23 protein-coding genes and 1 tRNA gene are annotated in these 25,092 nt (G+C 70.2%); 12 read left to right on the top strand and 12 right to left on the bottom strand.

Annotated features, from left to right (window positions below):
- Positions 1-99 precede the first annotated feature (99 nt).
- From ABZS97_RS33750 to ugpC, 3 genes are all read right to left on the bottom strand, one after another.
- Complete coding sequence (locus ABZS97_RS33750) at positions 100-831, bottom strand: nucleotidyltransferase family protein (RefSeq protein ID WP_356144014.1); 732 nt, start codon at positions 829-831, stop codon at positions 100-102.
- Positions 832-904: 73 nt separating this feature from the next.
- Positions 905-1,354: a hypothetical protein gene (locus ABZS97_RS33745; protein ID WP_356144012.1), complete on the bottom strand. Its 450-nt coding sequence runs from the start codon at positions 1,352-1,354 to the stop codon at positions 905-907.
- A gap of 224 nt (positions 1,355-1,578) precedes the next feature.
- Positions 1,579-2,715 (bottom strand): sn-glycerol-3-phosphate ABC transporter ATP-binding protein UgpC, encoded by a 1,137-nt coding sequence (gene ugpC, locus ABZS97_RS33740; RefSeq protein WP_356144010.1) that lies wholly within the window; start codon positions 2,713-2,715, stop codon positions 1,579-1,581.
- Between the two features lie 241 nt (positions 2,716-2,956).
- Here ugpC and ABZS97_RS33735 point away from each other — a divergent pair.
- A tRNA-Thr gene (locus ABZS97_RS33735) sits at positions 2,957-3,030 on the top strand.
- Between the two features lie 39 nt (positions 3,031-3,069).
- On the opposite strand, the gene ABZS97_RS33730 is transcribed toward ABZS97_RS33735, so the two are convergent.
- Entirely contained in the window at positions 3,070-3,951 is an 882-nt protein-coding gene (locus ABZS97_RS33730; protein ID WP_356144008.1) for an aminoglycoside phosphotransferase family protein, read from the bottom strand.
- Positions 3,952-3,985: 34 nt separating this feature from the next.
- Here ABZS97_RS33730 and ABZS97_RS33725 point away from each other — a divergent pair, with 34 nt between their 5' ends.
- From ABZS97_RS33725 to ABZS97_RS33715, 3 genes are all read left to right on the top strand, one after another.
- The gene (locus ABZS97_RS33725) at positions 3,986-4,639 is read left to right on the top strand and encodes a rhomboid-like protein (protein ID WP_356144006.1); all 654 of its coding nucleotides are present in this window, start codon (positions 3,986-3,988) and stop codon (positions 4,637-4,639) included.
- Between the two features lie 10 nt (positions 4,640-4,649).
- A complete protein-coding gene (locus tag ABZS97_RS33720) occupies positions 4,650-6,053 on the top strand; it encodes an FAD-dependent oxidoreductase (protein WP_356144004.1) in 1,404 nt (467 codons plus the stop codon).
- 169 nt (positions 6,054-6,222) lie between these two features.
- Positions 6,223-8,859 carry a glycosyl hydrolase gene (locus ABZS97_RS33715; RefSeq protein WP_356144002.1) on the top strand — a complete coding sequence of 879 codons (2,637 nt, stop codon included), beginning with the start codon at positions 6,223-6,225 and terminating at the stop codon, positions 8,857-8,859.
- A 69-nt stretch (positions 8,860-8,928) separates the two neighbouring features.
- Here ABZS97_RS33715 and ABZS97_RS33710 read toward each other — a convergent pair whose 3' ends face one another.
- The 3 genes from ABZS97_RS33710 to ABZS97_RS33700 form a co-directional block, all read right to left on the bottom strand.
- Positions 8,929-10,422: an MFS transporter gene (locus ABZS97_RS33710; protein WP_356144000.1), complete on the bottom strand. Its 1,494-nt coding sequence runs from the start codon at positions 10,420-10,422 to the stop codon at positions 8,929-8,931.
- Between the two features lie 74 nt (positions 10,423-10,496).
- A complete protein-coding gene (locus ABZS97_RS33705) occupies positions 10,497-11,471 on the bottom strand; it encodes a zinc-binding dehydrogenase (RefSeq protein ID WP_356143998.1) in 975 nt (324 codons plus the stop codon).
- Positions 11,472-11,545: 74 nt separating this feature from the next.
- Positions 11,546-12,712 carry an FAD-dependent oxidoreductase gene (locus tag ABZS97_RS33700; RefSeq protein WP_356143996.1) on the bottom strand — a complete coding sequence of 389 codons (1,167 nt, stop codon included), beginning with the start codon at positions 12,710-12,712 and terminating at the stop codon, positions 11,546-11,548.
- A gap of 134 nt (positions 12,713-12,846) precedes the next feature.
- Between ABZS97_RS33700 and ABZS97_RS33695 the strand changes: the two genes are divergently transcribed.
- The 3 genes from ABZS97_RS33695 (at position 12,847) to ABZS97_RS33685 (ending at position 15,585) form a co-directional block, all read left to right on the top strand.
- The gene (locus ABZS97_RS33695; protein WP_356143994.1) at positions 12,847-13,536 is read left to right on the top strand and encodes a pentapeptide repeat-containing protein; all 690 of its coding nucleotides are present in this window, start codon (positions 12,847-12,849) and stop codon (positions 13,534-13,536) included.
- A gap of 253 nt (positions 13,537-13,789) precedes the next feature.
- The gene (locus tag ABZS97_RS33690; protein WP_356143992.1) at positions 13,790-14,191 is read left to right on the top strand and encodes a hypothetical protein; all 402 of its coding nucleotides are present in this window, start codon (positions 13,790-13,792) and stop codon (positions 14,189-14,191) included.
- Entirely contained in the window at positions 14,188-15,585 is a 1,398-nt protein-coding gene (locus ABZS97_RS33685; RefSeq protein WP_356143991.1) for a hypothetical protein, read from the top strand. The genes ABZS97_RS33690 and ABZS97_RS33685 overlap by 4 nt, the downstream gene beginning before the upstream one ends.
- A gap of 34 nt (positions 15,586-15,619) precedes the next feature.
- Here ABZS97_RS33685 and ABZS97_RS33680 read toward each other — a convergent pair whose 3' ends face one another.
- Positions 15,620-16,120, bottom strand: coding sequence for a hypothetical protein (locus ABZS97_RS33680; RefSeq protein ID WP_356143989.1), 501 nt, complete (start codon positions 16,118-16,120; stop codon positions 15,620-15,622).
- A 158-nt stretch (positions 16,121-16,278) separates the two neighbouring features.
- Here ABZS97_RS33680 and ABZS97_RS33675 point away from each other — a divergent pair, with 158 nt between their 5' ends.
- Positions 16,279-17,652: a M1 family metallopeptidase gene (locus ABZS97_RS33675; protein ID WP_356144020.1), complete on the top strand. Its 1,374-nt coding sequence runs from the start codon at positions 16,279-16,281 to the stop codon at positions 17,650-17,652.
- A 199-nt stretch (positions 17,653-17,851) separates the two neighbouring features.
- On the opposite strand, the gene ABZS97_RS33670 is transcribed toward ABZS97_RS33675, so the two are convergent.
- Both ABZS97_RS33670 and ABZS97_RS33665 read right to left on the bottom strand, forming a co-directional pair.
- Positions 17,852-19,402, bottom strand: coding sequence for a M4 family metallopeptidase (locus tag ABZS97_RS33670; protein WP_356144018.1), 1,551 nt, complete (start codon positions 19,400-19,402; stop codon positions 17,852-17,854).
- Positions 19,403-19,677: 275 nt separating this feature from the next.
- A complete protein-coding gene (locus tag ABZS97_RS33665; protein WP_356143987.1) occupies positions 19,678-20,211 on the bottom strand; it encodes a GNAT family N-acetyltransferase in 534 nt (177 codons plus the stop codon).
- 102 nt (positions 20,212-20,313) lie between these two features.
- Between ABZS97_RS33665 and ABZS97_RS33660 the strand changes: the two genes are divergently transcribed.
- On the top strand, positions 20,314-20,778 hold the full coding sequence (locus ABZS97_RS33660) for a GNAT family N-acetyltransferase (protein ID WP_356143985.1): 465 nt from the start codon (positions 20,314-20,316) through the stop codon (positions 20,776-20,778).
- An 88-nt stretch (positions 20,779-20,866) separates the two neighbouring features.
- Here ABZS97_RS33660 and ABZS97_RS33655 read toward each other — a convergent pair whose 3' ends face one another.
- A complete protein-coding gene (locus ABZS97_RS33655) occupies positions 20,867-21,442 on the bottom strand; it encodes a TerD family protein (RefSeq protein WP_356143983.1) in 576 nt (191 codons plus the stop codon).
- A 212-nt stretch (positions 21,443-21,654) separates the two neighbouring features.
- Here ABZS97_RS33655 and arfB point away from each other — a divergent pair, with 212 nt between their 5' ends.
- Both arfB and ABZS97_RS33645 read left to right on the top strand, forming a co-directional pair.
- Positions 21,655-22,083: an alternative ribosome rescue aminoacyl-tRNA hydrolase ArfB gene (gene arfB, locus ABZS97_RS33650; RefSeq protein ID WP_356143981.1), complete on the top strand. Its 429-nt coding sequence runs from the start codon at positions 21,655-21,657 to the stop codon at positions 22,081-22,083.
- 69 nt (positions 22,084-22,152) lie between these two features.
- Positions 22,153-23,067: a sigma-70 family RNA polymerase sigma factor gene (locus tag ABZS97_RS33645; RefSeq protein WP_356143979.1), complete on the top strand. Its 915-nt coding sequence runs from the start codon at positions 22,153-22,155 to the stop codon at positions 23,065-23,067.
- 311 nt (positions 23,068-23,378) lie between these two features.
- Here the strand turns inward: ABZS97_RS33645 and ABZS97_RS33640 are convergent, their stop codons facing one another.
- Entirely contained in the window at positions 23,379-23,861 is a 483-nt protein-coding gene (locus tag ABZS97_RS33640; RefSeq protein ID WP_356144016.1) for a flavin reductase family protein, read from the bottom strand.
- A 488-nt stretch (positions 23,862-24,349) separates the two neighbouring features.
- On the opposite strand from ABZS97_RS33640, the gene ABZS97_RS33635 reads away from it, so the two are divergent.
- Positions 24,350-25,092 (top strand): diguanylate cyclase CdgB (locus ABZS97_RS33635; protein ID WP_356143977.1); only part of this gene is annotated, 743 nt, incomplete at its 3' end.

Below are 25,092 nucleotides of genomic sequence, written 5' to 3'. Positions count from 1 at the left end.
GCCGCCTCCGGTCCGCGGGCTGCGGGCTCCCCGGGGGGGGGCCCCCGCCGGGCCGGGCCGCCCCCCCCATCGACGTACACAAGGCTCTGTGGCGGCTGCTCAACGCCCCAGGGTGGCGAGCTCCTTGGCGGCCTCCGTGAGGTCCTTGGCGGTGTCGATGGCGCGCCAGTAGGAGCCCTGCGGGAGCGGGAAGCCGGCCAGGCGGCGTTCGCGGGCCAGGTGCGGGAACGTGGTGCGCTCGTGGTCGCCGCGCTCGGGGAGCAGGGAGGCGAACTCGGGGGCGAAGACGTAGACGCCCGCGTTGATCTCGAACGGGGTCGGCGGGGACTCGATGAAGTCCGTGATGTGGCCGAAGCCGTCCGTCTGGACGGCGCCCCACGGGATGCGGGGGCGGGCCAGCGCGAGGGTGGCGACCGCGTCGCGCTCGGTGTGGAAGTCCGCCATGTCGCGCAGCGAGAAGCGGGTCCAGATGTCGCCGTTGGTCGCGTACCACGGCTTGTCCGGGTGCGGCAGATGCGCGGCGGCGTACTTGAGGCCGCCGCCGCGGCCGAGGGGCTCGTTCTCGACGACCGTGGTGACGTTCACCGGAAGGTCGGCCGAGTCCAGCCACTTCTGGAGGACATCGGCGAGATGGCCGCAACTGACGACCACGTCGGTGACGCCCTCTTCGGCCAGCCAGGTCAGCTGGTGGCCGATGATCGGGGTCCCGGTGCCGGGGATCTCGACCATCGGCTTTGGCCGGTCGTCGGTGTAGGGACGCAGCCGAGAGCCCTGGCCGCCGGCCAGGACAACGGCTTGAACGGGGCGCGACGCGGCGTTCGGATCGGTCATGACCGAACTGTACGTCGCGCCCCGCCCGCGAATTTCTGGGGCAACCGTTCCTTGGTCAGCCGCTGCCCGCCGCTCAGCTCTGCCGGGCCGCGACGCCGGAGGCGAAGGCGGTGTCGCAGACGGGCCGGGCGTACGACTGGGCGCGGGTGGGCCCGTACACGCGGACCGCGGCGCGGCCGAGGGCGCGGGCGATGGAGACGCAGTGCTTCGTCAGTGACGGGTGACCGTTCACCGCCTCCTGGAGATGGGTGAGGGCGACGCCGGGGTTGTCCTCCTGGAGTTCCAGCAGGAGTCTGTCGCGCAGGACGTCCTGCGGGGCGCGGGACGAGGCGCGCGCGGACACGTCCTCGGAGGAGGCGGTGAGCACCGAGTCCGAGGAGTTCCCCGACCAGTTGACTCGGGTGACCGCGAGTGTCCCGGAGAGCACCAGGACGACAGGCAGAACGAGGGCGAGGGTGCGGCCGATCCGGCGGGCGGGGCCACGGCCATGCCGGGTCCGTTGGTTAGTGGTGGAGTGCTTCACGCGAGTGAGGGTAGCGCGGGGTGATGATTTGGCGACATTTAGTCACCAATTCGGGGGACGGGAAAGTGCCGAATTCGGGGTAGCGGGTTGACGTACACGTATCGAAATGACCGGTCTGCCGGGGTATTTGTCGACAACGAAGAAGGCCCCGCAGCAGGTTGCGGGGCCTTCTTCGTCAACTTGGGGGAATTCACCCCTTACGGGGATGGGAGCGGCTCCGACGGTCAGTCGGTGAGGCGCTCGCCCGTGGAGGTCGAGAACACGTGGATCTCGCCCGGGCGCGGCACGACGTGCAGCGTGGCGCCCTTGTCCGGGACCGCGCGGCCGCTGACGCGGACGACCAGGTCCTTGAGGTCGTCACCGATCTTGGAGCTGCCGTAGACGTAACCGTCGGCGCCGAGCTCCTCGACGACGTTCACGGAGACGGCGAGACCGGCCGGGGCGTCCTCCGTCTCCTTGGTGAGCGTCTTCGCGGCGGCGCCGCCCTGCTCGACGATGTCGAAGTGCTCGGGACGGACGCCGACCGTGACGGTGCGGTCGCCCTTGTCCGCGGCGGCCGAGAGGGCCTCACGGCTGACCGGCACGACGCTGTTGCCGAACTTCACGCCACCGTCGGTGATCGGGACCTCGACGAGGTTCATGGCGGGAGAGCCGATGAACCCGGCGACGAAGAGGTTGGCGGGCCGGTCGTACATGTTGCGCGGCGAGTCGACCTGCTGGAGCAGACCGTCCTTCAGTACGGCCACACGGTCGCCCATCGTCATGGCCTCGACCTGGTCGTGGGTGACGTAGACGGTGGTGATGCCGAGGCGGCGCTGCAGCGACGCGATCTGCGTACGGGTGGAGACACGGAGCTTGGCGTCGAGGTTCGACAGCGGCTCGTCCATGAGGAACACCTGCGGCTCACGCACGATGGCGCGACCCATGGCGACACGCTGGCGCTGACCACCGGAGAGCGCCTTCGGCTTGCGGCCGAGGTAGTCGGTGAGGTCGAGGATCTTCGCCGCGTCCTCCACCTTCTGGCGGATCTCGGACTTGTTGACGCCGGCGATCTTGAGCGCGAAGCCCATGTTGTCGGCGACGGTCATGTGCGGGTACAGCGCGTAGTTCTGGAACACCATGGCGATGTCCCGGTCCTTGGGCGGCAGGTGCGTGACGTCGCGGTCGCCGATGCGGATGGCGCCGCCGTTCACGTCCTCGAGCCCCGCGAGCATGCGGAGCGAGGTGGACTTGCCGCAGCCGGAGGGACCGACGAGGACGAGGAACTCGCCGTCCTCGATGTCGATCTCCAGAGCATCGACAGCGGGCTTCTCGGTGCCCGGGTAGATCCGGGTCGCCTTGTCGAACGAAACAGTGGCCATGGGTCTGAGGCCCCCTTCACCGGCAGGAACGTGCCGGACGATCCGTTGTAAAGGTGGTGATCCACTGCGAAACGGTTCACAGTGGTGTAGTCCACACGAGTGAACTGTCTCAGGACGCTACCTGGCGTTCATGTGTTCTGTCAGTACTCCAGGGCCAGTGAAGTTCGCCGAAATTTTCGACGGACCCCCCTGCCGACGTGGGTACACTGCACGGGCACACAGCCACCACGCGCGCGTGCACGCCTCCTTAGCTCAGATGGCCAGAGCAACGCACTTGTAATGCGTAGGTCGTCGGTTCGAATCCGACAGGGGGCTCTGTGGGGCCCAGGTCATAGGTTGTGGCCTGGGCTTTTTTTAGTGGTTGCGCAGGTGGCGGGCGATTTCGAGGTGGTCCGGTGCCGGGGGGCGGCCGGACTCGGTCTCGCCCAGGGTGGTCTGGAGTACGCGGGCCAGGGTCCAGGACCGTGCTCGGGCCCGGTCGAGGGCGAGTACGTCGGTCATCGCGTCGAAGCGCCAGCGGATGTCGGCGGGGTCGAAGCGGTTGTCGAGGGCGGGGAAGAGTTCGAAGCCGGGGTCGCCGGAGAGCGGCTTGGGGTCGATGGCGAGCCAGGGGGCGCGGTCGGCGGCGAGGACGTTGTCGTAGTGGAGGTCCCAGTGCAGGAGGCGGTCGCCGGGGGTGTCCGCCACCTCGCGCAGGGCCGCGGCGCAGTCGGCGATCAGGCGGCGGTCGGAGGGGTCGGGGATCCGCGGGAGTGCGGCCGGGGTTCGTGCCAGCAGCGCCGTGGCGATGTCGCCGAGCCGCCGTAGCCCCGCCGGGGCCGGTACGGCGGTCAGGTGGGCCAGTAGCCGGGCGATGACGAGGACGGCCTCGCGGGCGTCGGGGAGGTGCGTCAGCATGCGGGCCGCGTCGAGCCGTTCGAGGAGGAGGGTGCCCGTCGGCTCGTCGTACTCCAGGAGTCGTACGGCACCGTCGCCGGCCCAGACGCGCAGCGCGAGAGGCTCTCCCGCGGTCTCCTCGTCGAGGTGCTGGAGCTTGAGCACGGCCTTGCTGCCGTCGGTGCGGCGCACCGGGAGGACCAGGGCGCACATGCCGTACATCGACGGGCCGTCGAGGCGCAGTTCCCAGCGGTCGAGGAAGTCCGCCGCCCGGTGCGGGAGGGCCGCGATGAACGCGCGGCCCGCGTCTTTGTTGTACTCGTGCTGTGAGGCGATCAGTTCATCGGGAATGTCGATCACCCCTTCGACGCTACCCACGTGCGTGAATCGGGGCATGCGATTTCCGAGCGGCCCGCGGAAGGTGTGGGCGTACGTCCGCAGCGCCCCCGGGACGTACGTCTGGCTGGCGGTGCTGTTCGTGACGACGGTGGCCGTGCACCAGATGTCGCCGGAGTTCGAGGACGAGTTCCTGCGGCAGCGGTCCACGAACATCCACGAGTTGTCGAACAACCCGGTGCGGGTGCTGATCTCCAGTGCGATGTGGATCGACGGCGGGCACTGGATTCCGTACGCGGTGCTGTACACGGTGTTCCACGCGCAGGCGGAGCGATGGCTCGGTACCGCGCGCTGGCTGGCGGTCTGCGCGGCCGCGCACGTGCTGGCCACGCTGGTGAGCGAGCTCGCGCTGCTGGATGCGATCCGGCGCGGGGCGGCGCCGCACTCGGCGGTCAACACCCTGGACATCGGGGTGAGTTACGCGCTGGCGGGTGTCGTCGCCGTGCTGGCGTACCGGATCGCGGCGCCGTGGCGGTATGTGTATCTGGGCGGGGTTCTGGTCGTGTACGCGGTGCCGCTGGCGACCAGCCGGACCTTCACAGATTTCGGGCACTTCCTCTCCGTGGTGATCGGTCTCGGCTGTTATCCGCTGGTCAGAGGGCGTGGAAAAGCATGGAATCCGAAGGAGACATGGGCGGTCCTGAGGGGTTAACGTCCGGGCCATGAGCAGCACGGCCACCACCGTCAACGGTGGAATCTCCTTCTGGTACGCGCAGGACGGCGTCCCCGCGCCCCGCGAACCCCTGCCCGGTGACGCGAGCGCCGACGTCGTCATCGTCGGCGGCGGCTACACGGGCCTGTGGACGGCGTACTACCTGAAGAAGGCGGCACCGTTCCTGCGGATCACGGTCCTGGAGCAGAAGTTCTGCGGGTACGGCGCCTCGGGGCGCAACGGCGGCTGGCTCTACAACGGCATCGCGGGCCGTGACCGGTACGCGAAGCTGCACGGCCGCGAGGCCGCCGTACGTCTTCAGCAGGCCATGAACGAGACCGTCGGCGAGGTCGTCCGGGTTGCGGCGGACGAGGGCATCGACGCGGACATCCACCAGGGTGGCGTGCTTGAAGCGGCGTACACCCCCGCCCAGTTGGCCCGGCTCAAGGACTTCCACGCGACCGAGTCGGCGTACGGCGAGAAGGACCGTGAGCTGTACGGCGCGCGGGAGACCGCGGAGCGGATCCGGGTCGCGGACGCGGTCGGCTCCACGTGGACCCCGCACGGGGCTCGGCTGCACCCGGTGAAGCTGGTGAAGGGGCTCGCGGCCGCCGTGGAGGCGCTGGGGGTCACGATCCACGAGCAGACGCCGGTGACGGAGATCCGCCCGAAGCACGCGGTGACGCCGTACGGCACTGTCCGGGCGCCCTATGTGCTGCGCTGCACCGAGGGCTTCACGGCCTCGATCAAGGGGCAGAAGCGGACCTGGCTGCCGATGAACTCGTCGATGATCGCGACCGAGCCGCTGACCGACGAGCAGTGGGCGGCGATCGGCTGGGAGGGCCGGGAGACGCTGGGCGACATGGCGCACGCGTACATGTACGCGCAGCGCACCGCCGACGGCCGGATCGCGCTGGGCGGCCGCGGCATCCCCTACCGCTTCGGTTCGCGGACGGACAACGACGGGCGGACGCAGCCGGCGACGATCGAGGCGCTGCGCGAGATCCTGGTCCGCTTCTTCCCCGCGCTGGCCGGCGTCGGTATCGAGCACGCCTGGTCGGGTGTGCTGGGCGTGCCGCGCGACTGGTGCGCCACGGTGACGCTGGACCGTTCCACGGGGCTCGGCTGGGCCGGCGGCTATGTCGGTTCCGGCGTCGCGACCACCAACCTCGCCGCCCGCACCCTGCGCGACCTCGTCCAGCAGGACTCGGGGCAGTCGGGGCCGACGGAGCTGACCGATCTCCCCTGGGTGAACCACAAGGTCCGCAACTGGGAGCCGGAGCCCTTCCGTTGGCTCGGCGTGCACGGCATGTACGCCACCTATCGGACGGCGGACCGCCGTGAACTGAGCACGCACAGCGCGGAGTCGTCACGGCTCGCACGGCTGGCGGACCGGGTGGCCGGGCGGCACTGAGCCCGTTGGGCGCGCCGCCGAGGTCGCCCGGCCGTGTGGCGCGGCTGGTTCAGGACAAGCTTTGCGTTCTCATTGCCGTCTCACAGACCTCTCATAACTCCCTTCCCGTAAAAGCTGTGTGGCAGCTCGTGTCATGTACGCCAAGGCTTCCTCAGGGGAGGGCAGAACCATGGCAGCAGGTGGCCGACGAAGAAGACGCGTGTGGGCGGTGTTCGCCGCAACTGCCGCGCTGGGACTGACTGTTACGCAGGCCCAGGCGGCGTCCGGCGGCGGAAACGACCCCTTCGGCGTTCGAACGCTCAGGCAACAGGCCCTTCTGCACCAGCAGAAGGGCCTCTCCGCGTTCGCGGAGGATCCGGGGGAGGAGGACGAGGACGAGTCGGGGAACATAGCCGAGCAGGCGGACCAGTACGCCGAGGCGCGGACCTCGCCGGGCATCGTGGCGCCGGGCGCCTACGGGGCGGCGTACGCCGAACTCTCCGATCTTCCGCACACCGGCGGGAGTTGGAGCGATCTGACGAAGCTGCCGTACGACTCCGACGACCCCCGCTACCGCGACGTCAACTCCAACTCCAGCGGTGGCGCGGGCAGGGTCACCGGGCGGGTGACCGGGCTCGCGGCCGACAGCCACGGGTATGTGTACGCGGGCTCCGCCAACGGTGGTGTCTTCAGGTCCCGTTCGGGTGGCGGGCAGTGGACGAACATCTCCGACCGGCTGCCCGCCCTGTCCACCGGCGACCTGCAGCTCGACGGCCGCGGCCGCCTCTGGTACGCCACCGGTGAGGCGAACACCAGCGCGACCTCGTTCCTCGGCACCGGGGTGTACGTCCTCGCCGATCCGCGCAAGGGCAGTTTCGGCCGCCATGACCGGGTCGGCGGCGACGAGTTGGAGTCGACGTCGATCAACGCGCTGCGGTTCGCCGGTTCCAAGGTGTGGGCGGCGACCACGCGCGGCGTGTGGAGCCACTCGACGAAGTCCCTGAAGGGCGCCTGGAAGCTGGAGTTCGCGCCCAACCCCGACTACCTGCCCGGCGGCCCGAAGGACGACGACCCCGACGCCGCGTACAAGAACATCACCAGCGACATCGCGATCGACCCGAAGAACCCGGGCAAGGTCGTGCTCGCCGTGGGCTGGCGCGGCGGCGACACGTACAACGGGTTCTACGCGAAGGGGGCGGGCGGCTGGGCGCGGCTGAGCGGTCTCGGTGACCTGCCGAGCAACAGCGAGGACGTCGGCAACGTCACCTTCGCGCGCAGCGCCGACGGCTCGCGCTACTACGCCATCGATCAGTCGCCGGAGATGACGGCCGAGAACCCGGACAGCGGGCTGGAGGGCATCTTCGTCTCCAAGTCGGGCTCCCCGACCGGGCCTTGGACGAGGATCGCCGACTATGCGCAGCTGAGGGACTCGGGCTCGGCGCTGACGGGTGCGGGCTACCAGCCGGGTATCCAGGCCTGGTACAACCAGTTCCTCACCGTCGATCCGAAGAACCCCGACCATGTGTACGCGGGTCTGGAGGAGGTCTTCGAGACGAAGGACGGCGGGACGCACTGGACGACCCCGGGGCCGTACTGGAACTTCGGTTTCCCCTGCTGGTCCATCGACCCCTCGAAGCAGAGCGGCGACTGCCCGGCCACCACGCACCCCGACCAGCACGCGGTGACGATCGGGAGCAACGGGGGCAAGCCGTATGTGATCGTCGGCGACGACGGCGGCACCTACCGGCGGCCGGTGAGCGGTGCCGCGAACGCGGAGGGTCACGCCACCGACTGGCGTCCGCTCAACGACGGCACGATGGACGCGCTGCAGTACTACTCGGTGGGCGTCGGGGCCGATCCCGCCGGGCGCGGGCTCGCGATCACCGGCGGTCTGCAGGACAACGGGCAGTCGATGCTGCGTCCCGGCGACCGGGTGATGGGCTCCAACTTCGGTGGTGACGGCGGCGATTCGCTCGCCGATCCGGCCAACGGGTGCAACATCGCGCAGGAGTACGTGTATCTGGCGGTCTCGGTCACCAACAACTGTGCGGTGAACGACGGGAGTTGGGTCACCGATCCGTCGAAGGCGACCTCCTGGTCCGTGGCGCCGCCGGACAGCGCGACCGGCGAGGCCCGCTTCATCGCCCCGCTGAACGCCGACATCAAGAACAAGAACACCTGGGTCGCGGGCGGCCGGCACGTGTGGATCAACAGTCACGGGTACGCGATCCGCAGCGGTGGCGAGTGGTTCGGGGCGTACGACCTGGGCGAGGGGCGCACGGCCACGGCCGTCGCCTCCTCCGGCGGCAAGGTGTACGCGGCCTGGTGCGGCCCGTGCAACAACCAGGGCTTCACCCGGGGCATCGCGGTCGGCAACGCCGACGGCACCGGCTGGCACCAATTGACGCTGCCGGTGGACGGGACCGTGCCCAACCGCTATCTGTCCGGGTTCGCCATCGACCCCGCCGACAGCGGCCATGTCCTCCTCGCGGTCAACGGCTTCTCCCGGAAGTGGACCGAGGGGCCGGGCGCGGGTGTCGGTCACCTGTTCGAGACGAAGAACGGCGGGGTCAGCTGGAAGGACGTCTCCGGGAACCTGCCGGACGTGCCCGCCAACTCGGTGGCCCTGCTGAAGGGCGGGACCATCGCGGTCGGCACCGACCTCGGGGTTCTGGTGCGGAGCTCGTCCCGCTCCGGCTGGAAGGTCGCCGGGGACAACCTGCCCACGACGGCCGTGCTGCAACTGCGCACCGGCCCCGACGGGCGGCTGTACGCGGCCACGCACGGGCGAGGCATCTGGGCGATCGACGCACGCAAGCTGCGCTGATCGCGGATCCCGGGTGAGTGAGGGGCAGGGGCGGAGTCCTGTGCGGGGCTCCGCCGCTGCCCCGACCGGCTAACCCACCGACTCGGGTACGGGCGCCCCTGCCGTCGGCGCGTGCTTGGGGGCCTTCGCCGTCACCATGAGGCCCGCGATCAGGCCGGCCAGGAGCAGGATGCCGACGGCCCACCACAGGGCGACCGTGTAGCCGTGCACCACGCCCTCGCGGATGATCAGGTCCCGGTGGGCGGGGCCCCGGAGGTGGGCGGCGACGTAGGCGGTGCTGCTGGTCGTGGCGATGGTGTTCAGCAGCGCCGTACCGATCGAACCGCCCACCTGCTGCGAGGTGTTGACGGTCGCGGAGGTCACGCCCGCGTCCTGCGGGGCGACCCCGGCGGTGGCGGTGGCGAACACCGGCATGAAGGTGAGGCCCATGCCGAGGCCCATCAGGAGCAGGCCGGGCAGCAGATGGGTCGCGTACGAGGAGTCGACTTCGAGCTGGGTGAAGACCAGCATGCCGCTCGCCGCGAGGATCATTCCGGGGACCATCAGCATGCGCGGCGCGACATGGTTCATCAGCCGGGCCGAGATCTGCGTCGAGCCGATGATGATCGCGACCGTCAGGGGCAGGAACGCCATGCCCGTCTTCACGGGCGAGTAGCCGAGGATGACCTGGAGGTAGTAGGTCATGAACAGGAACATGCCGAACATGCCGATGACGGCGAGACCCATGGTCAGGAAGCAGCCGGCGCGGTTGCGGTCCTTGATGATGTGCAGCGGCAGCAGCGGGCTCGGCGCCCGGGTCTGCCACCACACGAAGGTCGCGAGCAGGACGACGCCGACGGCGAACATCGTGACGACGAGGGGGTCGCTCCAGCCGCGCGGTTCGGCCTCGCTGAAGCCGTAGACGATCGCGACGAGGCCGCCGCAGCCCATCAGGGCACCGGGTACGTCGAGGCGGGCGCCCGTGTGGCCCGGGCGGTCGTGGAGCAGGGCGAGGGCGCCGAAGACGGCGATGACCGCGATGGGGATGTTGACGTACAGGCACCAGCGCCAGTTCAGGTACTCCGTCAGCAGGCCGCCCGCGATGAAGCCGATCGCGGAGCCGCTGCCGGCCAGGGCGCCGTAGATCCCGAAGGCCTTTCCGCGCTCCTTCGGGTCGGTGAACGTGGTCGTGAGCAGGGAGAGGGCGGAGGGCGCGAGGACGGCGGCGAAGGCGCCCTGGAGGGCGCGGGCGCCGAAGAGCATGCCGGACGAGGTGGCCGCGCCGCCGAGTGCGGAGGCCCCGGCGAAGCCGATGAGTCCGATGATGAAGGTGCGCTTGCGGCCGACGAGGTCGGCGATGCGGCCGCCGAGCAGGAGAAGTCCGCCGAAGGCCAGGGTGTAGGCGGTGATGACCCACTGGCGGTTGCCGTCGGACATGTCCAGCGCGCGCTGGGCGGAGGGGAGCGCGATGTTCACGATCGTCGCGTCCAGCACCACCATCAGCTGCGCGAGGGCGATGATCACCAGACCCCACCAGCGGCGGGGGTCGGCGCCCTCGGGTTCGCCCGTTCGGGTGACGCTCACCTGGCCAGAAGACCATGAATCGGAATGCGTCGCATCTTCAGTACGTATCGCATCTTTGGGCGTGGATGGGTTCTTCACGGCTCCAATACCACCTTTCCGATCGTGTTCCTGTTTTCGAGCGCCCGGTGAGCGGCGGCGGCCTCGGCGAGGGGGAAGCGCTGTACGGCGGGGGTGAGGCGGCCGGCGGCGGCCTCGGTGAGGGCGCGCAGTTCCAGCGTGCGTACGGGGTCGGGGCCGCCGGCCTTGCCGAGCATCACGGGGCCGAGTACCTGCTCGGACACGCCGTCGATCAGCAGGGGCCGCCCCTGGGAGACGCCCTGGGCGGACCAGCCGAAGACCAGGTGCTTGCCGGCGGGGCCGAGGAGGCCGACCGAGGCCTCGGCGACCTCGCCGCCGACGCCGTCGAGGACGAGGTCGACCCGGCCTCGGTATTCGCTGACCTGTTCGACCCAGCTCGGGTCGGTGTAGTCGAGCGCGAGGTCGGCGCCGTTCGCGCGGACGCGGGCCACCTTCTCCGGGCCGCCCGCGAGGCCGATCACGGTGGCGCCCGCGTGCTTCGCGTACTGCACGAGGAGGGTGCCGACACCGCCCGCGGCGGCGGGGATGACGACCACGGAAGCGGGGCCCAGCGACGCGAACTGCAGGATCCCCATCGTCGTACGCCCTGTGCCGATCATGGCGACGGCCTCGGCGAAGTCGAGGTTCTCCGGGATCTCATGCAGGCGTTCGACGTTCGTGACGGCCAGCTCGGCGTAGCCGCCGGGAGCGAAGCCGAGATGGGCGACCACGCGCTTGCCGAGCCACAGGTCGGCGACCCCCTCACCGAGGGACTCGACCGTGCCGGCCACCTCGCGGCCCGGGACCGTCGGCAGGACGGTGGGCGCCGGGGCCGGGCCCTGCGCGCCCTCGCGCAGCGCGGCGTCGAGGAGGTGCACGCCCGCCGCGGACACGGCGATCCGGACCTGGCCGGGGCCCGGCTCGGGGTCCTCGGTCTTCTCGTAGGTGAGGTTCTCGGCCGGTCCGAAGGTGTGCAGGCGGACGGCGTGCATGGTGGGGCTCCCTCTTTGGTGGTCCCGGTTGCCGGATGGCGGTTCCTCGTTCGCAGGAGGCCCACTCTTCAACCTCAAGCTCGCTTGAGGTCAAGGCGTTCCCGGATCCTGAGCGCCAGCGCCACGGCCTCCATGGCGCTGTTGAACGACACCTCCGACAGCACACCAGGGGCGGCTACCTGATCTCCCGCCAGATACACCCCGTCACCGCGCTCGATCCGGGGCCGGTCGCGCCAGCTGGTGCCGGGCAGATCGACCGCGCCCGTACGCCCCTGCGCGAGGGCCTCCCGCCGCCAGGTCACGCGCTCGCGCCAGCCCTCGAACGCGAGGTCGAGAAGGTGCTCCGCGCGCGCGATGCCGTCCGCCCGGGACTCGTGCGGTGCGATCGGGAACTGGCCCTGGATGAGCTGCTCGCCGGCCGGGGCGAGGGTGTGGTCCTGGGCGGTGAACCGTTCGATCCAGCCGGGCGCGTCCAGGTCGGAGACGGCGAACGCGTCACCGCGGCGCGTGCGGACGGCGAGGTCGATGAGGGCGGTGCGTCCGCCGGTCCAGGTGAGGGAGTCGTCCCTGAGGAGGCGGCGGGCGGCGTCGAGGGAGGTGGCGACGATGACGGGCCCCTGGTCGACGGGAAGGGTGTCGACCCTGGACAGGGTCTCCATGCGGACGCCGAGATTCCAGGCGCGGGCCGCCATCTTGTCGATGACGCTCGCCCAGCCGCCGCGCGGGTAGTGCGCCTCCGGGGGCAACTTCGTGGCGCGGCGCAGGCGTTCCTGCACGAAGGCCGCGGAGAGGGAGCCGGGGTCGTGGTGGAAGAGGGCGACGGCGGAGTAGTGCGCTGCGGCGCGGGCGCCCTCCTCGCCCGCCTGGTTGCTCGCCCAGGTCATGAAGTCGACGTCGACGGGCGCCTGTTGGGCCGTACGGCGGAGCAGCTTGAGCATCGCGAAGGGCGGGGTGCGGCGCAGGGCCCCCTTGTGGTGCAGCCGGAGCCGGGCCGCCTCCAGGGGCGGGATGGGCGCGAGCGGGCCGATCAGGTCGCGCTGCTTGAGCCAGGTCCAGTGCGGGCCGCCGCTGTAGAGGGCGTGCGGCCCCTCGTTCGTGCGGTACGGCCCCTCGGCGGTGCGGGCCCGGCCGCCGAGGGTGTGGTGCGCCTCGTACACGGTGACCTTGGCGCCCGCCTCGGCGGCGGTTATGGCCGCGGTGAGTCCGGCGAAGCCGCCGCCGATGACGGTGATGCGGTGCATGGCTGGGGGTCTCCCTGTCGTCCGGATGCGTTGCCTTCCTGCAGTACTGACTGATTCCGGCACCCGGAATGTGACATGGGCCGCGAACGGGCAGGTCAGGGCGGGTTGTCAGTGCTGGGGTGCAGCATGGGGGCATGGTGAGGCGAGCAGCAGGTGGGACCGGTGTGAAGGGGGCACGGCGGCCGGAGGTGCGGCTGCCGCCCCTCGATCCGTACGACGGCTCGGAGCTGGAGCCCGACGGGGACTACGACGGGCTGGAGTTCCAGGAGGCGGACTTCGCGGGGCAGGACGGCGGGGGCGCCCGCTTCATGGACTGCGCGCTGAGAGGGTGCGCGCTGGACGAGACGCGACTGCACCACGCGCGCGTGCTGGACTCCGTGCTGACGGGCATACGGGGTGTCGGCACCGACCTCGCCGAGTCCACGCTGCGTGACGTCGAGCTGGTGGACGCCCGGCTGGGCGGGGTGCAGCTGCACGGTTCCGTGCTGGAGCGGGTGCTCATCCGCGGCGGGAAGATCGACTATCTGAACCTGCGCCGGGCCCGGCTCAAGGACGTCGTCTTCGAGGGGTGCGTCCTGGTCGAGCCGGACTTCGGGGGTGCCCGGCTGGAGCGCGTGGAGTTCGTGGACTGCGTGCTGAAGGGGGCCGACCTCAGCGCGGCGACGCTGGTCGACGTGGACCTGCGCCGGGCGGCCGAGCTGGAGATCGCGCGCGGCGTGGACCGGCTGGCGGGGGCGGTGATCAGCCCGAGCCAACTGCTGGACCTGGCGCCGGTGCTGGCCGCGGAGATGGGGGTGCGGGTGGAGGCGCTCGGTCAGGAGTGACGGTCTGCGCGGTGGAGGAGCGAGCCGCGGCTGCATGTGATCCGCACAGCGATGTGATCCGCATAGCGATCTGAATTGACTGACTCGGCGGCTGTTCCGGTCCATTTTCTTAGCTTATTGACAGAATTTACCGGCTTAGTTGAATTCAATGCTTGTCGCATGAATTGCCATTACGCTCTGCAGTTCTCGGGCGCCCGGAACCACGCGTTCCTGGCGCCTGTGACCAAGGGGAACAGCAGGGGGGAACATCGGCATGGCTACCTTCAATCAGACGGGCCAGACGGTCGGGAACCAGGTCAACGCCGAGACGGTGACCGTGAAGGACTTCGGGGGGACCGGAGTGGTGCAGGGGGGCGGTTCGGGGGACGCGGCATTGCGGGAGGTGTTCGCCGAGCTGCTCGATGCGGTGGGGAAGCTGCATCGCGAGAAGGGGATCGACGACGAGACGTACGCGGGCGCGGTCGGCGTGCTCGGGGAGGCGCAGCGGGCCGAGGCCGCCGAAGCGGGTGATCCGGCCGCCGAGCAGGTCAAGAAGCGTCGGCTCACCGTTCTGGTCGAGCGACTGAGCGCGGCGCTCGCCGGTGTGAGCGCCCTCGCGCCACTCATCGGTCAAGCGGAAGGCCTGGTCAGGGCGTTGTTCGGGGGGCAGGCATGACCAGTTACGACCAGCAGGGGCAGCACGTCGGCAATCAGTTCAACGCGGACACGTTCAACTTCCACTTCGGCAAGGACGAGAACCACCGCTATCTCGGCATCCAGGCGCTGCAAGCCCGGCTGTACCCGGAGGCGGAGGCCCGCTTCCGCAAGGCGATCGAGCAGGGCGACGCGGACGGCGACCTGCGCTACTACCTCGCCCTCGCCATGCTCGCGGGCCGCACCCCGCGCACCGTCGACGGGCCCACGGTCCGCTCCGTCGAGGAGCAGCTCCAGGCGGCCGTGCGCGCACCCGGCGCCCGCCCGCACGCCTACGCGCTGTGGGCCGTGCTGCGCGACGACCACTACGAGGGCCAGGGACGGGCGTACGAGTCGCCGACCCCGCGCGAACTGATGGCCTCCGCCGACGACGCCGACGTACGCCACATCATGGAGATCGTCACGCTCGTCGAGGCGACGGAGTCCGCGGTGTGGCGCGCCCTCGTCGAGCGGGTCGGGGTGGCGCCGCTGCCGCAGTCGGGCCGGCACCGCGAACCCCGGGGCCGCAACACCGAGCGCGCGAAGCTCATGCGGAAGTACTTCACCCCGGTGCCCGAACCGCTGGACGCGAGCACCGACCAGGCGCTCATGCTGGGCGGCGGTGGCGGCGCCGTCATCGGACTGATCACCCTGATCGCCGCGTCCGGCGGCGGCGCGTTCCTCGGTTTCGTGCTGCTGGTCGCGGGCGCGATCGTCGGGGTGAAGGCGGCGGGCCGGTATCTGGAGAAGAAGAAGGAGTACGACACGGCGTGGGAGGCGAGCCACCCGCGGCCCACCGACGCGCAGGTCGCGCAGTGGTTCGACGAGGACAAGGCGTTCGTCGCCCAGCACGCGCACCAGCGGATGAACATCTCCGGCCTGAAGCTGGTGACCCGGCTGGTGCCGCTGTACGGGCAGGACGTCAACTCCGAGATCCAGGTCGGCGGGGACGGGATCGTCCGCTTCTCCCGCTACCGGGCCGTCCTGGTCGCGATGACCGAGTCCCACCTCAGTGCCTGTCTGTGCACATGGGACTTCGTCACCGGCGAACTGCTGGAGGACAAGACGTACGAGTACTACTACCGCGACATCGTCTCCCTCACCACGCACACCAACCACCGGTCGGGCAACGCCCTGCGAGGGGACCTGAACGAGTCCTCCAGGAACAGTCGGCGCTACCAGGTCACTCAGGCCCGTGAGTTCCGGCTGGAGGTGGCGAGCGGAAACGGCATCGAAGTCGTCACGCATGTGAGCATCGCCATGGAGGACGGCTCGGACGAGACGGGCGGCCTGTCTCCCTCCATCCCCGAGTCGGGCGAGGGCGACGCCCTCAAGGCGATCCACGCCCAGCTCCGCCTGAGGAAGGGCGAACGCTGAGGCCCGTACCCCGGACAGGGCTCCCGGAAGGGTTCTAGCTCACCCGGGGATACCGCGCCTGGAGTGTCCAGATCGCCGGGTTCTCGGCGAGGTCGTCGTGCAGGTCCGTGAGGTCCGCGAGCAGGTCGTGCAGGAAATCGCGGGCCTCACGGCGGAGTTCGGCGTGGGAGAAGGTCAGCGGCTCCTCGTCCCGGTGCATCCAGTCCGCCTCGACGTCCACCCAGCCGAAACGGCGCTCGAAGAGCATGCGGTCCGTCGACTCGGTGAAGTCGAGCTCCGCGTGCTGAGGGCGGGAGGCCCGGCTGCCGCGCGGGTCGCGGTCGATCTGCTCGACGATGTCGCACAGCGCCCACGCGAAGTCGAGCACCGGCACCCATCCCCAGGCTGTGGACAGCTCCCGGTCCGCCTTGGTGTCGGCGAGGTAGACGTCACCGCAGAACAGGTCGTGGCGCAGGGTGCGGACGTCCGCGCGCCGGTAGTCCGTCTGCGGCGGGTCCGGGAAGCGGTTGGAGAGGGCGTAGCCGATGTCGAGCACGTAGGTGATGGTGTCACGGGCGCCCGATGCCCACGGCGCGGCCCGGCGCGCTGCTCATATGACCCGAAGATCGGGCGAACATCCGTAGTCCGGGCAACCGTCCGCTTAGGATCACGGGCGTGCCCCGATCATCCGCCGCCGCTCCCTTCGCCGTGTCCCTGACACTCTGCCTCGGCCTCGCCGCATGCGGCGGCGGTGGTGTGCACGGCACCCCCGGCGCCGCCGGCGTCCGCGACCCGTACTTCCCGAAGGCCGGCAACGGCGGCTACGACGTCACGCACTACACCCTGGCCCTCGCCTACGACCCCGAGGCGCACAAGCTCACCGGCACCGCCGAGATCACGGCGCGTGCCACCCAGGACCTCAGCGCGTTCGACCTCGACCTGAAGGGGCTGGACGTCGGCGGCGTCACCGTCGAGGGGCGGGGCGCCCGCTGGAACCGCAGCGGCCAGGAGCTGACCGTGCGCCCGCACGAGGACCTCGACAAGGGCGAGACCTTCCGTACGACGGTCCGCTACTCGGGCAGGCCGCCGACGATCACCGACGCGGACGGTTCGAAGGAGGGCTGGCTGCCGACCGCCGACGGCGCGGTGGGCCTCGGCGAGCCGACCGGGTCCATGGCCTGGTTCCCCGGCAACAACCACCCCTCCGACAAGGCGACGTACGACATCGCGGTGACCGTGCCGAAGGGACTGACGGCCGTCTCCAACGGGGAGCCCGCAGGCGAGTCGACCAGGAAGGGCCGTACGACCTTCCGTTGGCACACTGCCGAGCCGATGGCGAGCTATGTCGCCACGGTCGCGATCGGCAGGTACAAGGTGAGCCGCTCGGCGACGAAGGACGGGCTGCCCTTGTACGTCGCCGTGGACCCGACCCAGGCGAAGGCGAGCGCGAAGGTGCTGGCGAAGATCCCCGAGATCCTGGCGTGGGAGAAGTACAACTTCGGCGCGTACCCCTTCACTTCGGCCGGTGCGATCGTCGACCGCCCGGACGACGCGGGCTACGCCCTGGAGACCCAGAACCGCCCCTTCTTCCCCGGCGCCCCGGACACCGGCACCCTCGTCCACGAACTCGCCCACCAGTGGTACGGCGACTCGGTCACCCCGAAGAGCTGGCGCGACATGTGGCTGAGCGAGGGCTTCGCCACGTACGCGGAGTGGTTGTGGCAGGAGGACCACGACGGCGACACGGCCGACGAGATCTTCAACTCCCTCTACAAGGGCGACTATTACGACGCGAAGGAGGACAACGAGGCCATCTGGGCCTTCCCGCCCGGGAAACCCTCCGGCGCAGCCCACATCTCCGACCCGCCCGTCTACGACCGCGGTGCGATGGTCCTCCACAAGATCCGCGAGACCGTCGGCGACGCCAGGTTCTACGACATCATCCAGGGCTGGGCCGCAGCCCACCGCCACGGCAACGCGGACACGGCCGACTTCACGGCCTACGTCGAGAAGGCGGCACCCGGCAAGGACTTCACGAAGATCTGGGACGACTGGCTGTACGGGGAGGGTAAGCCGAGCCGTCCCTGACCGTGCGCGAGCCGTCCCAGACCGTTCGGCAGGGCTAGGGGGTGTTGTGAAAGTCCCGCACAGCACCCACGGCGCCCGGCACGTACCCTCGCCGCACCGGCCGAAGCCCCAAGTACGTCCAGTACGAGGGCCTTCGTCCGGCACGCCGAGGGCAGGCACCGAACACCGCGGGCACCGCACAGGACCTTCAAAACACCCCCTAGTTGACGTTGACGCCGCTCCACGCGGCGGCCACGGCGCTGCGCTCCGGGCTGCTCGCGCCGTACAGGTCACTTGCCGCCTGGAGGGTGGCGGTGCGGGCGGCCGCGTAGTCCGTGGAGGAGGTGAAGTACGTGGTCAGGGCCTTGTACCAGATCTGGTAGGCCTTGGTGCGGCCGATGCCGGTGACCGTCGATCCGTTGGACGTCGGGGAGTTGTAGCTCACGCCGTTGATGGTCTTCGCCCCGCTGCCTTCGCTCAGCAGGTAGAAGAAGTGGTTCGCGGGCCCCGAGGAGTAGTGCACGTCGAGGCGACCGACCGTGCGGGACCAGGAGTCGGCGGAGCCGCCGTCCTTGCTCGGCTTGTCCATGTAGCGCAGTGGGGTGCCGTCGCCGTTGATGTCGATCTTCTCGCCGATGAGGTAGTCACCGGGGTCGGCGGCGTTGTTCGCGAAGAACTCCACCGAGGTGCCGAAGATGTCGGAGGTCGCCTCGTTGAGACCGCCGGACTCCCGGGTGTACTTCAGCCCGGCGGTGGCCGCTGTCAGGCCGTGGCTCATCTCGTGGCCGGCCACGTCGAGCGAGGTCAGCGGGTCCGCGTTGCCCGCGCCGTCGCCGTACGTCATGCAGAAGCAGCTGTCGTTCCAGAAGGCGTTGACGTACGCGTTGCCGTAGTGGACGCGGGAGTAGGCGGCCTTCCCGTCACCCGCGATGCCGCTGCGGTTGAAGGCGGACTTGTAGAAGTCCCAGGTCACGGCGGCACCGTAGGCGGCGTCGACGGCGGCCGTCTGGCGGTTGGCGACGGTTCCGTTGCCCCAGGCGTCGTCCGCGTCGTGGAAGAGGGTGCCTGTGCCGGACGTGCCACCGTTCAGGTCGTACGTCTTGTGGCCGCCGCGCCCGCCGTCGATCAGGTCGAAGCCGCCCGAGGCGGAGGCGGTCGTACCGAGGGTGACGGTGCCGCTGTACTGGCTGGTGCCCGTGCCGGTGTCGATGGCCTCGTAGGAGTACAGCTTCTTGCCGGTGGCGGCGTCGGCGACGACGTGCAGCTCGCTCGGGGTGCCGTCGTGCTGACGCCCCTTGACCACGGACTCGTAGGCGAGAACGGGCTTGGCGCCGGCCGCCCACACGACCTTGCGGGCGGTGGCGGAGACCCCGTCCGACGCGGCGGCGAGGGCTGACTTCTTCGCGGTGGCGGCGGAGACGGCGGCGTCGGTGGACGCCACGGATATCCGCGCCTTCGACGCCTTGTTGACGCCCTTGAGGTCGCCGTTCCTCGCCACGTGCGTGACCAGGTCGCCGCCGAGGACGGGCAGCCCGGCGTACGTCCGCTCGTAGCGGGTGTGGACGGTGCCGTTCGCGTCCTTGACCACGTCACGGACGACGAGCTTCTCCTGGGCGCCGAGCCCGAGCTCCTGAGCTGTCGAAGCGGCGTCGGCCTGGGCCGACTTGATCGCGGCGGCGCGCGCGGAGGCGCTCAGCGGGACGGCGGCTGCGCCCGCCTGCTGTGTGGGGGAAGCGGTGGCCGAGCCACTCTGCACGGCGAGAACGACCATCGACGCCGAGGCGGCGAGGGCGGCGGCACGCAGCGCGGTCTTGCGCGGGGTACGCGAGGCACGGGACTGCTGGGTCACTCGAACTCCTTCAGACGAACCACTGGGGATGAGCCGGCCGGCCACATGGTTGAGGCACAGCCACCTCACAGGTGTGGGGTGTGAGGGCGAAGCCTGAGGGGAAGTGCGAGGAGAGAGTGGCACTGTGCATCCCCTCTTTGACAGGGGGACGTCAACTTTTTACGCGTTCGTATCCGAAATCCGTGCGGGACAAACCGCTATGCGGACGCCTTGGGGTGTGCGAGCTGCTTGCGCAACACCGCGCAGGGGCGGGCCAGTTGGAGGTCCCTGCGGTGTCCGATGACCTCGTAGCCGAGGCTCGTCCAGAAGGTGAGGGCCTTCGGGTTGTTGTCGAGGACGGCGAGGCGTACGGCGGTCCGGCCGGCACTTTGGAAGCGGTTCTCGACGAGGGTCGCCAACTCCCTGCCGTAGCCCTTGCGCTGCTCGTCGGCCGACACCAGGAGCAGGCCGATCCACGGGTCGGGATCCGCCGGGTCGGGATGGTGCGCGAGGGTGATGGCGACCCCGACGAGCCGCCCGGCGGCGCGGGCGAGCAGGACGTCCACGTGCGGGTTCGCCAACTCCTCGGCGAGAGCGGCCGCGACCTGCTCCGGCCGGATGTCGTCCGGGTCCGGGAAGTCGCCGCTCAGGGACTGGAACTCCCGCTGGGAGGCGTAGAGCGCGGTGAGTTCCGTGAGCAGCGGGGCCGGGATGTCGTGGTCGGGGGTGAGGGGGAGTGAGTCCAGGCGCATGGGGCGGAGGGTAGCCAACGGGCGCGGGCGCCTGGGTGGTGGAGGTGGCGGTGGGTCGAAACCGGGTGCGGGTTCGGCGGTGACGTGCGATCGTCCTCCGCTGTGAACAGCGATGATCTGACCATTCGTCGTGCGCAGGACTCCGACGCGCGCGCGGCGGCCGACGTGTGGCTGCGTTCCTTCGGCGCCGCGCTGCCGTCCGTGCGGCGCGCGCACACGGACGACGAGGTGCGGGACTGGTTCTCTTACGTGGTCGTGCCGCGGTACGAGACATGGGTGGCGGTCGGCGAGGCCGGTGTGGTGGGGCTGCTGGTGCTCGACGACGGGGAGTTGGAGCAGCTCTACCTCAACCCGTCGTGGCGCGGACGCGGACTGGGCGACCGGTTCGTCACGCTGGCCAAGGAGCGGCGCCCGGAGGGGCTCGAACTGTGGACGTTCCAGGTCAACGGAGCGGCGCAGCGGTTCTACGAGCGGCACGGCTTCGTCGAGACCGAACGCACGGACGGGCTGCGCAACGAGGAGAAGGAGCCGGACGTCCGGTACGTCTGGCAGCCGGAGCGGCCATAGCGAACACCGCAGGAGACAGCGCGAGGGGCCCGGCACACCATGCGGTGTGCCGGGCCCCTCGTCGGACCTGCTTGCCCGACGGCGTACGTCAGACGGTGACGCCGAAGTCCTGGGCGATGCCCGCGAGGCCCGAGGCGTAGCCCTGGCCGACGGCGCGGAACTTCCACTCCGCGCCGTTGCGGTAGAGCTCGCCGAAGACCATCGCGGTCTCGGTGGCGGCGTCCTCCGACAGGTCGTAGCGGGCGATCTCCGCGCCGCCGGCCTGGTTGAGGATGCGGATGTAGGCGTTGCGGACCTGGCCGAAGTTCTGCGAGCGGGTCTCCGCGTCGTAGATCGAGACCGGGAAGACGATCTTGTCGATGTCGGCGGGGAGACCCGCCAGGTTGACGTTGATCGCCTCGTCGTCGCCGGCGCCCTCACCCGTGCGGTTGTCACCGGTGTGGACGATGGTCTGGTCCGGGGTCTGCTTGTTGTTGAAGAAGACGAAGTGGGCGTCCGAGAAGACCTTGCCCTGCGTGTTCACCGCGATGGCCGAGGCGTCGAGGTCGAAGTCGGTACCCGTGGTGCTGCGGACGTCCCAGCCGAGGCCCACGGTGACGGCGGTCAGGCCCGGAGCCTCCTTGGTGAGCGAGACGTTGCCACCCTTGGACAGGCTTACAGCCATTGTTGGGAGTCCCTTCCCTCGTTGCGTACGAGCAGTCTTGTCCGTACGTATGGGCTTCGTACGGCACGAAGCTACAGCTACCCCTATGAACGTCGAGAGGGGTGCCCGAGGTTCCGGCTCTCTTTACTTTCTTTGCCAAGCGGTCGAGGCCGGGGCCCGAAGGTCCGTAAAACAGGGTGACGTGGACCGGACAGAGCCGGGAACATGGACGCATGTCCGGTCCCTACTTCATCCGCGGCTCCGTCTCCCTGCCCGAGGCCGAGCTCATCTGGCGTTTCTCGCGGTCCGGCGGGCCGGGCGGGCAGCACGTCAACACCAGCGACACCCAGGTCGAACTCGGGTTCGACCTGGCGAAGACCGAAGTGCTGCCGCCGGTGTGGAAGGAACGGGCCCTGGAGCGGCTGGCCGGGAGGCTCGTCGACGGGGTCGTCACCGTCCGCTCCTCCGAGCACCGGTCCCAGTGGCGCAACCGCGAGACCGCCGCCGTACGCCTCGCCGCCCTCCTCGCCGAAGCCACCGCCCCGCCGCCCAAGCCCCGTCGGCCCACCCGCATCCCCCGCGGGATCAACGAACGGCGCCTGCGCGAGAAGAAGCAGCGCTCCGACACCAAGCGCGGCCGCACCGGGCGCGACTGGGGCTGAGCCTCTCGTCACATCGACCGCCCGCGAAACGTCATGCCTGTGACGGACCGCGACGAGGAGATGTGACCGATGACGGACAGCGGGTTTTCGACGGACGCCTCGAAGGACAGCGACAGCGACAGCGACTTTCTCGCGCAGCGGTTCGAGGCGCACCGCGGGCAGCTGCGCTCCGTGGCCTACCGCATGCTCGGCTCGGTCGCGGAGGCCGACGACGCCGTGCAGGAGGCCTGGCTCAAGGTCAGCCGCGCCGACACCAGCCAGGTCGCCAACCTCGGCGGCTGGTTGACGACGATCGTGGGCCGGGTCTGCCTCGACATGCTGCGCTCCCGCAGGTCGCGCGCCGAGGAGCCGCTTGAGGTACCGAGCGGCGTGCGGATGCCGGAGCCCGTGCTCAGCCCGGTCAGCGGCGTCGACCCCGAGCAGGAGGCGCTGCTCGCCGACTCGGTGGGCCTCGCCCTGCTCGTCGTCCTGGAGACGCTGACCCCGGCGGAGCGGCTCGCGTTCGTGCTGCACGACCTGTTCGCCGTGCCGTTCGAGGAGATCGCACCCATCGTGGGGCGTACGGCGGCGGCGTCCCGTCAGCTCGCCAGCCGGGCCAGGCGCCGGGTCCAGGGCGGTGCGCCCGCCCCCGATCCCGACCTCGACCGGCAGCGGGAGGTCGTCGACGCCTTCCTGGCCGCCGCGCGCGAGGGCGACTTCGACGCGCTCGTCGCCGTCCTCGCCCCGGACGTGGTGGCCAGGACCGAGGCCGGCGTCACGACGGGTGCGGCCGCGGTGGCCGCCGGGGCGAGCGACTTCGGGCACCTGGCCCGGGTCGCGCAGCCCGCACTGGTCAACGGCGCGGCGGGCGTCGTGGTGTTCGCCGAGGGGCGGCTCGCCAGCGTCCTGGCCTTCACGGTCGTGCGCGGGAGGATCGCCGTGCTCGACATCGTCAAGGACCCGGAGCGGCTGGCCGCGCTCGACGTCACGGTCCTGGAGGGGTAGCCCCGTAGCCCCGGCGTGGGCCGGCCAGGGGGTGTTTGAAAGTCCCGCACAGCACCCACGGCGCCCGGCACGCACCCTCGCCGCACCGGCCGAAGCCCCAAGTACGTCCAGTACGAGGGCCTTCGTCCGGCACGCCGAGGGCACGCACCGGCCGAAGACCCAAGTACGTCCAGTACGAGGGCCTTCGTCCGGCACGCCGAGGGCACGCACCGGCCGAAGCCCCAAGTACGTCCAGTACGAGAGCCTTCGTCCGGCACACCGAGGGCACGCACCGAACACCGCGGGCACCGCACAGGACTTTCAAACACCCCCTAGCCCAGCTGCCGGTACCTGCCCTGGAAGTACGCCAGCGGACCGCCGTTCGCGCTCGGCACCGCCGCGGTCAGTACGCGCCCGATGACCAGCGTGTGGTCGCCCGCCTCGACCCGCTGCTCCGTGCGGCACTCCAGGGTCGCCAGGGCGCCGCCCACCAGGGGAGCCCCGGCCGCCGCCCCGCGTACGCAGGGGATGTCCTCGAAGAGGAGGCGGTCGCTGATGCGGCCCTTCATGGCGAAGCGGCCCGCGATGTGGCGCTGGCTCTCGGCGAGCACGGAGACGGCCCACAGGGGCTGCTCGGCGAGCAGGTCGTCCATCCGGGAGCCCTCACGCAGGCTGACCATGACCAGGGGCGGGTCCAGGGAGACGGACATGAAGGCCGTCGCGGTCATGCCGACGTCCTCGCCACCGGGTCCGTCCGGGTCCAGCGCCGGCTCGTGGGCGGTCACCAGGACCACGCCCGCGGTCAGCCGGGACATGGCGGCGCGGAACTCGTCGTTGCTCACCCCCTCAGCATGCACGGCCGGGGTGGGGGGAGCGGCAGGGGGAGTCTTCAGCACGGGGAAACGCTAGTGTCCGCCAGGCGTGCGCCACATCGGCCGTCGGCCCGAGCCGGGTCCTAGGACCAGAGGAGGAAGGCTCCCCCGTGACGGGCGAACCGTAACTGGCACACTCACTCACAGCATTCGCACAGTCGCCCAAACCGCGTTCAGTAAACGCACCTGAAAACACAGAAACTCCACTCAATTGTTCACGTTCTCCTGTGACTTGAGTCACAGGAGCCATATTTTGTTGACCCTGTGTACCGAGTGGGCAGCGCGCTGTGATTCAGTGGCGGGGACGCTGCACGAAGCTGGGCGAGAAGCTGGCAAGTGGCTACTGATCAGTACCGGAGTAGCACCGGAGAGAACGAGTAGTACGCCGGAGAGCACCCTGGAGTTGCTGCGACGTCTCGAGGGGAGGGCGCATGGAGACCGAGTCCGAGCCGTACGTCCGTCTGACGACGCTGCGGCAACTGCATCAGGTGATGGCGGACATGAACACCGCCCGGAGCCTCGCCGACACACTGCAGACCGTCGCCGACGGAGTGGTCAACGGCCTCGGCTACGAGCTGGCGTGTGTCAACCTCGTACGCCCCGACGGCGACCTCGTCGTCGCCGCCCTCGCCGGTAACTCCGCGGCGGAGGCCCTCATCACCGGCCGCGTCGGCTCGCGCGCCTCCTGGGACCGCCGGCTGAGCATGGGCGAGGCCTGGGGCGACCTGCGGTTCATACCGCACACCGAGGGCTGGGTCCTCGACGAGGACGACGTACCGCAGTGGTACACCGACGGCCCCGCGCCCCGCTTCGAGGACGAGTGGCACCCCTCCGACCGACTCTTCGCGCCGATGTACACCCCCGGGGTCTCCGGCGGCAAGTGCGGCGAGCTGATCGGCGTGCTCTCCATGGACCGGCCGCGCAACGGGCGGCGCCCCGGCGCCTGGGGGCGCGAAGCCCTGCAGATGTACGCCTTCCAGGCCGCCATCGCCATCAGCAACGCGCGCCTGAGGGCCAATATGCAGCGCGCCCTCGTCCGTCTGGAGCGCGAGCAGCAGGCCCTGCGTGCCAGCGAGGAATCCTTCCGCCAGGCCTTCGAGTACGCCCCCTCCGGCATGGCCATCGCCGAGATGGGCGGCGACCAGCACGGCCGGATCCTGCGCACCAACGACGC

The sequence above is a fragment of the Streptomyces sp. NPDC005485 genome (genome assembly GCF_040606085.1).
In the GTDB taxonomy this organism is placed as follows: domain Bacteria; phylum Actinomycetota; class Actinomycetes; order Streptomycetales; family Streptomycetaceae; genus Streptomyces.
This window is presented reverse-complemented; position numbering and strand designations above follow the sequence as displayed.

Excerpts from the sequence above, each read along its gene's own strand:
- ABZS97_RS33685 (WP_356143991.1), top strand. The coding sequence starts at position 14,188 with ATGACCAGTTACGACCAGCAGGGGCAGCACGTCGGCAATCAGTTCAAC.
- ABZS97_RS33645 (WP_356143979.1), top strand. The coding sequence starts at position 22,153 with ATGACGGACAGCGGGTTTTCGACGGACGCCTCGAAGGACAGCGACAGC.
- ABZS97_RS33665 (WP_356143987.1), bottom strand. The coding sequence starts at position 20,211 with ATGCGCCTGGACTCACTCCCCCTCACCCCCGACCACGACATCCCGGCC.
- ABZS97_RS33720 (WP_356144004.1), top strand. The coding sequence starts at position 4,650 with ATGAGCAGCACGGCCACCACCGTCAACGGTGGAATCTCCTTCTGGTAC.
- ABZS97_RS33670 (WP_356144018.1), bottom strand. The coding sequence starts at position 19,402 with ATGGTCGTTCTCGCCGTGCAGAGTGGCTCGGCCACCGCTTCCCCCACA.
- ABZS97_RS33700 (WP_356143996.1), bottom strand. The coding sequence starts at position 12,712 with ATGCACCGCATCACCGTCATCGGCGGCGGCTTCGCCGGACTCACCGCG.
- ABZS97_RS33725 (WP_356144006.1), top strand. The coding sequence starts at position 3,986 with ATGCGATTTCCGAGCGGCCCGCGGAAGGTGTGGGCGTACGTCCGCAGC.
- ABZS97_RS33690 (WP_356143992.1), top strand. The coding sequence starts at position 13,790 with ATGGCTACCTTCAATCAGACGGGCCAGACGGTCGGGAACCAGGTCAAC.
- ABZS97_RS33655 (WP_356143983.1), bottom strand. The coding sequence starts at position 21,442 with ATGGCTGTAAGCCTGTCCAAGGGTGGCAACGTCTCGCTCACCAAGGAG.
- ABZS97_RS33715 (WP_356144002.1), top strand. The coding sequence starts at position 6,223 with ATGGCAGCAGGTGGCCGACGAAGAAGACGCGTGTGGGCGGTGTTCGCC.
- ABZS97_RS33750 (WP_356144014.1), bottom strand. The coding sequence starts at position 831 with ATGACCGATCCGAACGCCGCGTCGCGCCCCGTTCAAGCCGTTGTCCTG.
- ABZS97_RS33695 (WP_356143994.1), top strand. The coding sequence starts at position 12,847 with ATGGTGAGGCGAGCAGCAGGTGGGACCGGTGTGAAGGGGGCACGGCGG.
- ugpC (WP_356144010.1), bottom strand. The coding sequence starts at position 2,715 with ATGGCCACTGTTTCGTTCGACAAGGCGACCCGGATCTACCCGGGCACC.
- ABZS97_RS33640 (WP_356144016.1), bottom strand. The coding sequence starts at position 23,861 with ATGTCCCGGCTGACCGCGGGCGTGGTCCTGGTGACCGCCCACGAGCCG.
- ABZS97_RS33705 (WP_356143998.1), bottom strand. The coding sequence starts at position 11,471 with ATGCACGCCGTCCGCCTGCACACCTTCGGACCGGCCGAGAACCTCACC.
- arfB (WP_356143981.1), top strand. The coding sequence starts at position 21,655 with ATGTCCGGTCCCTACTTCATCCGCGGCTCCGTCTCCCTGCCCGAGGCC.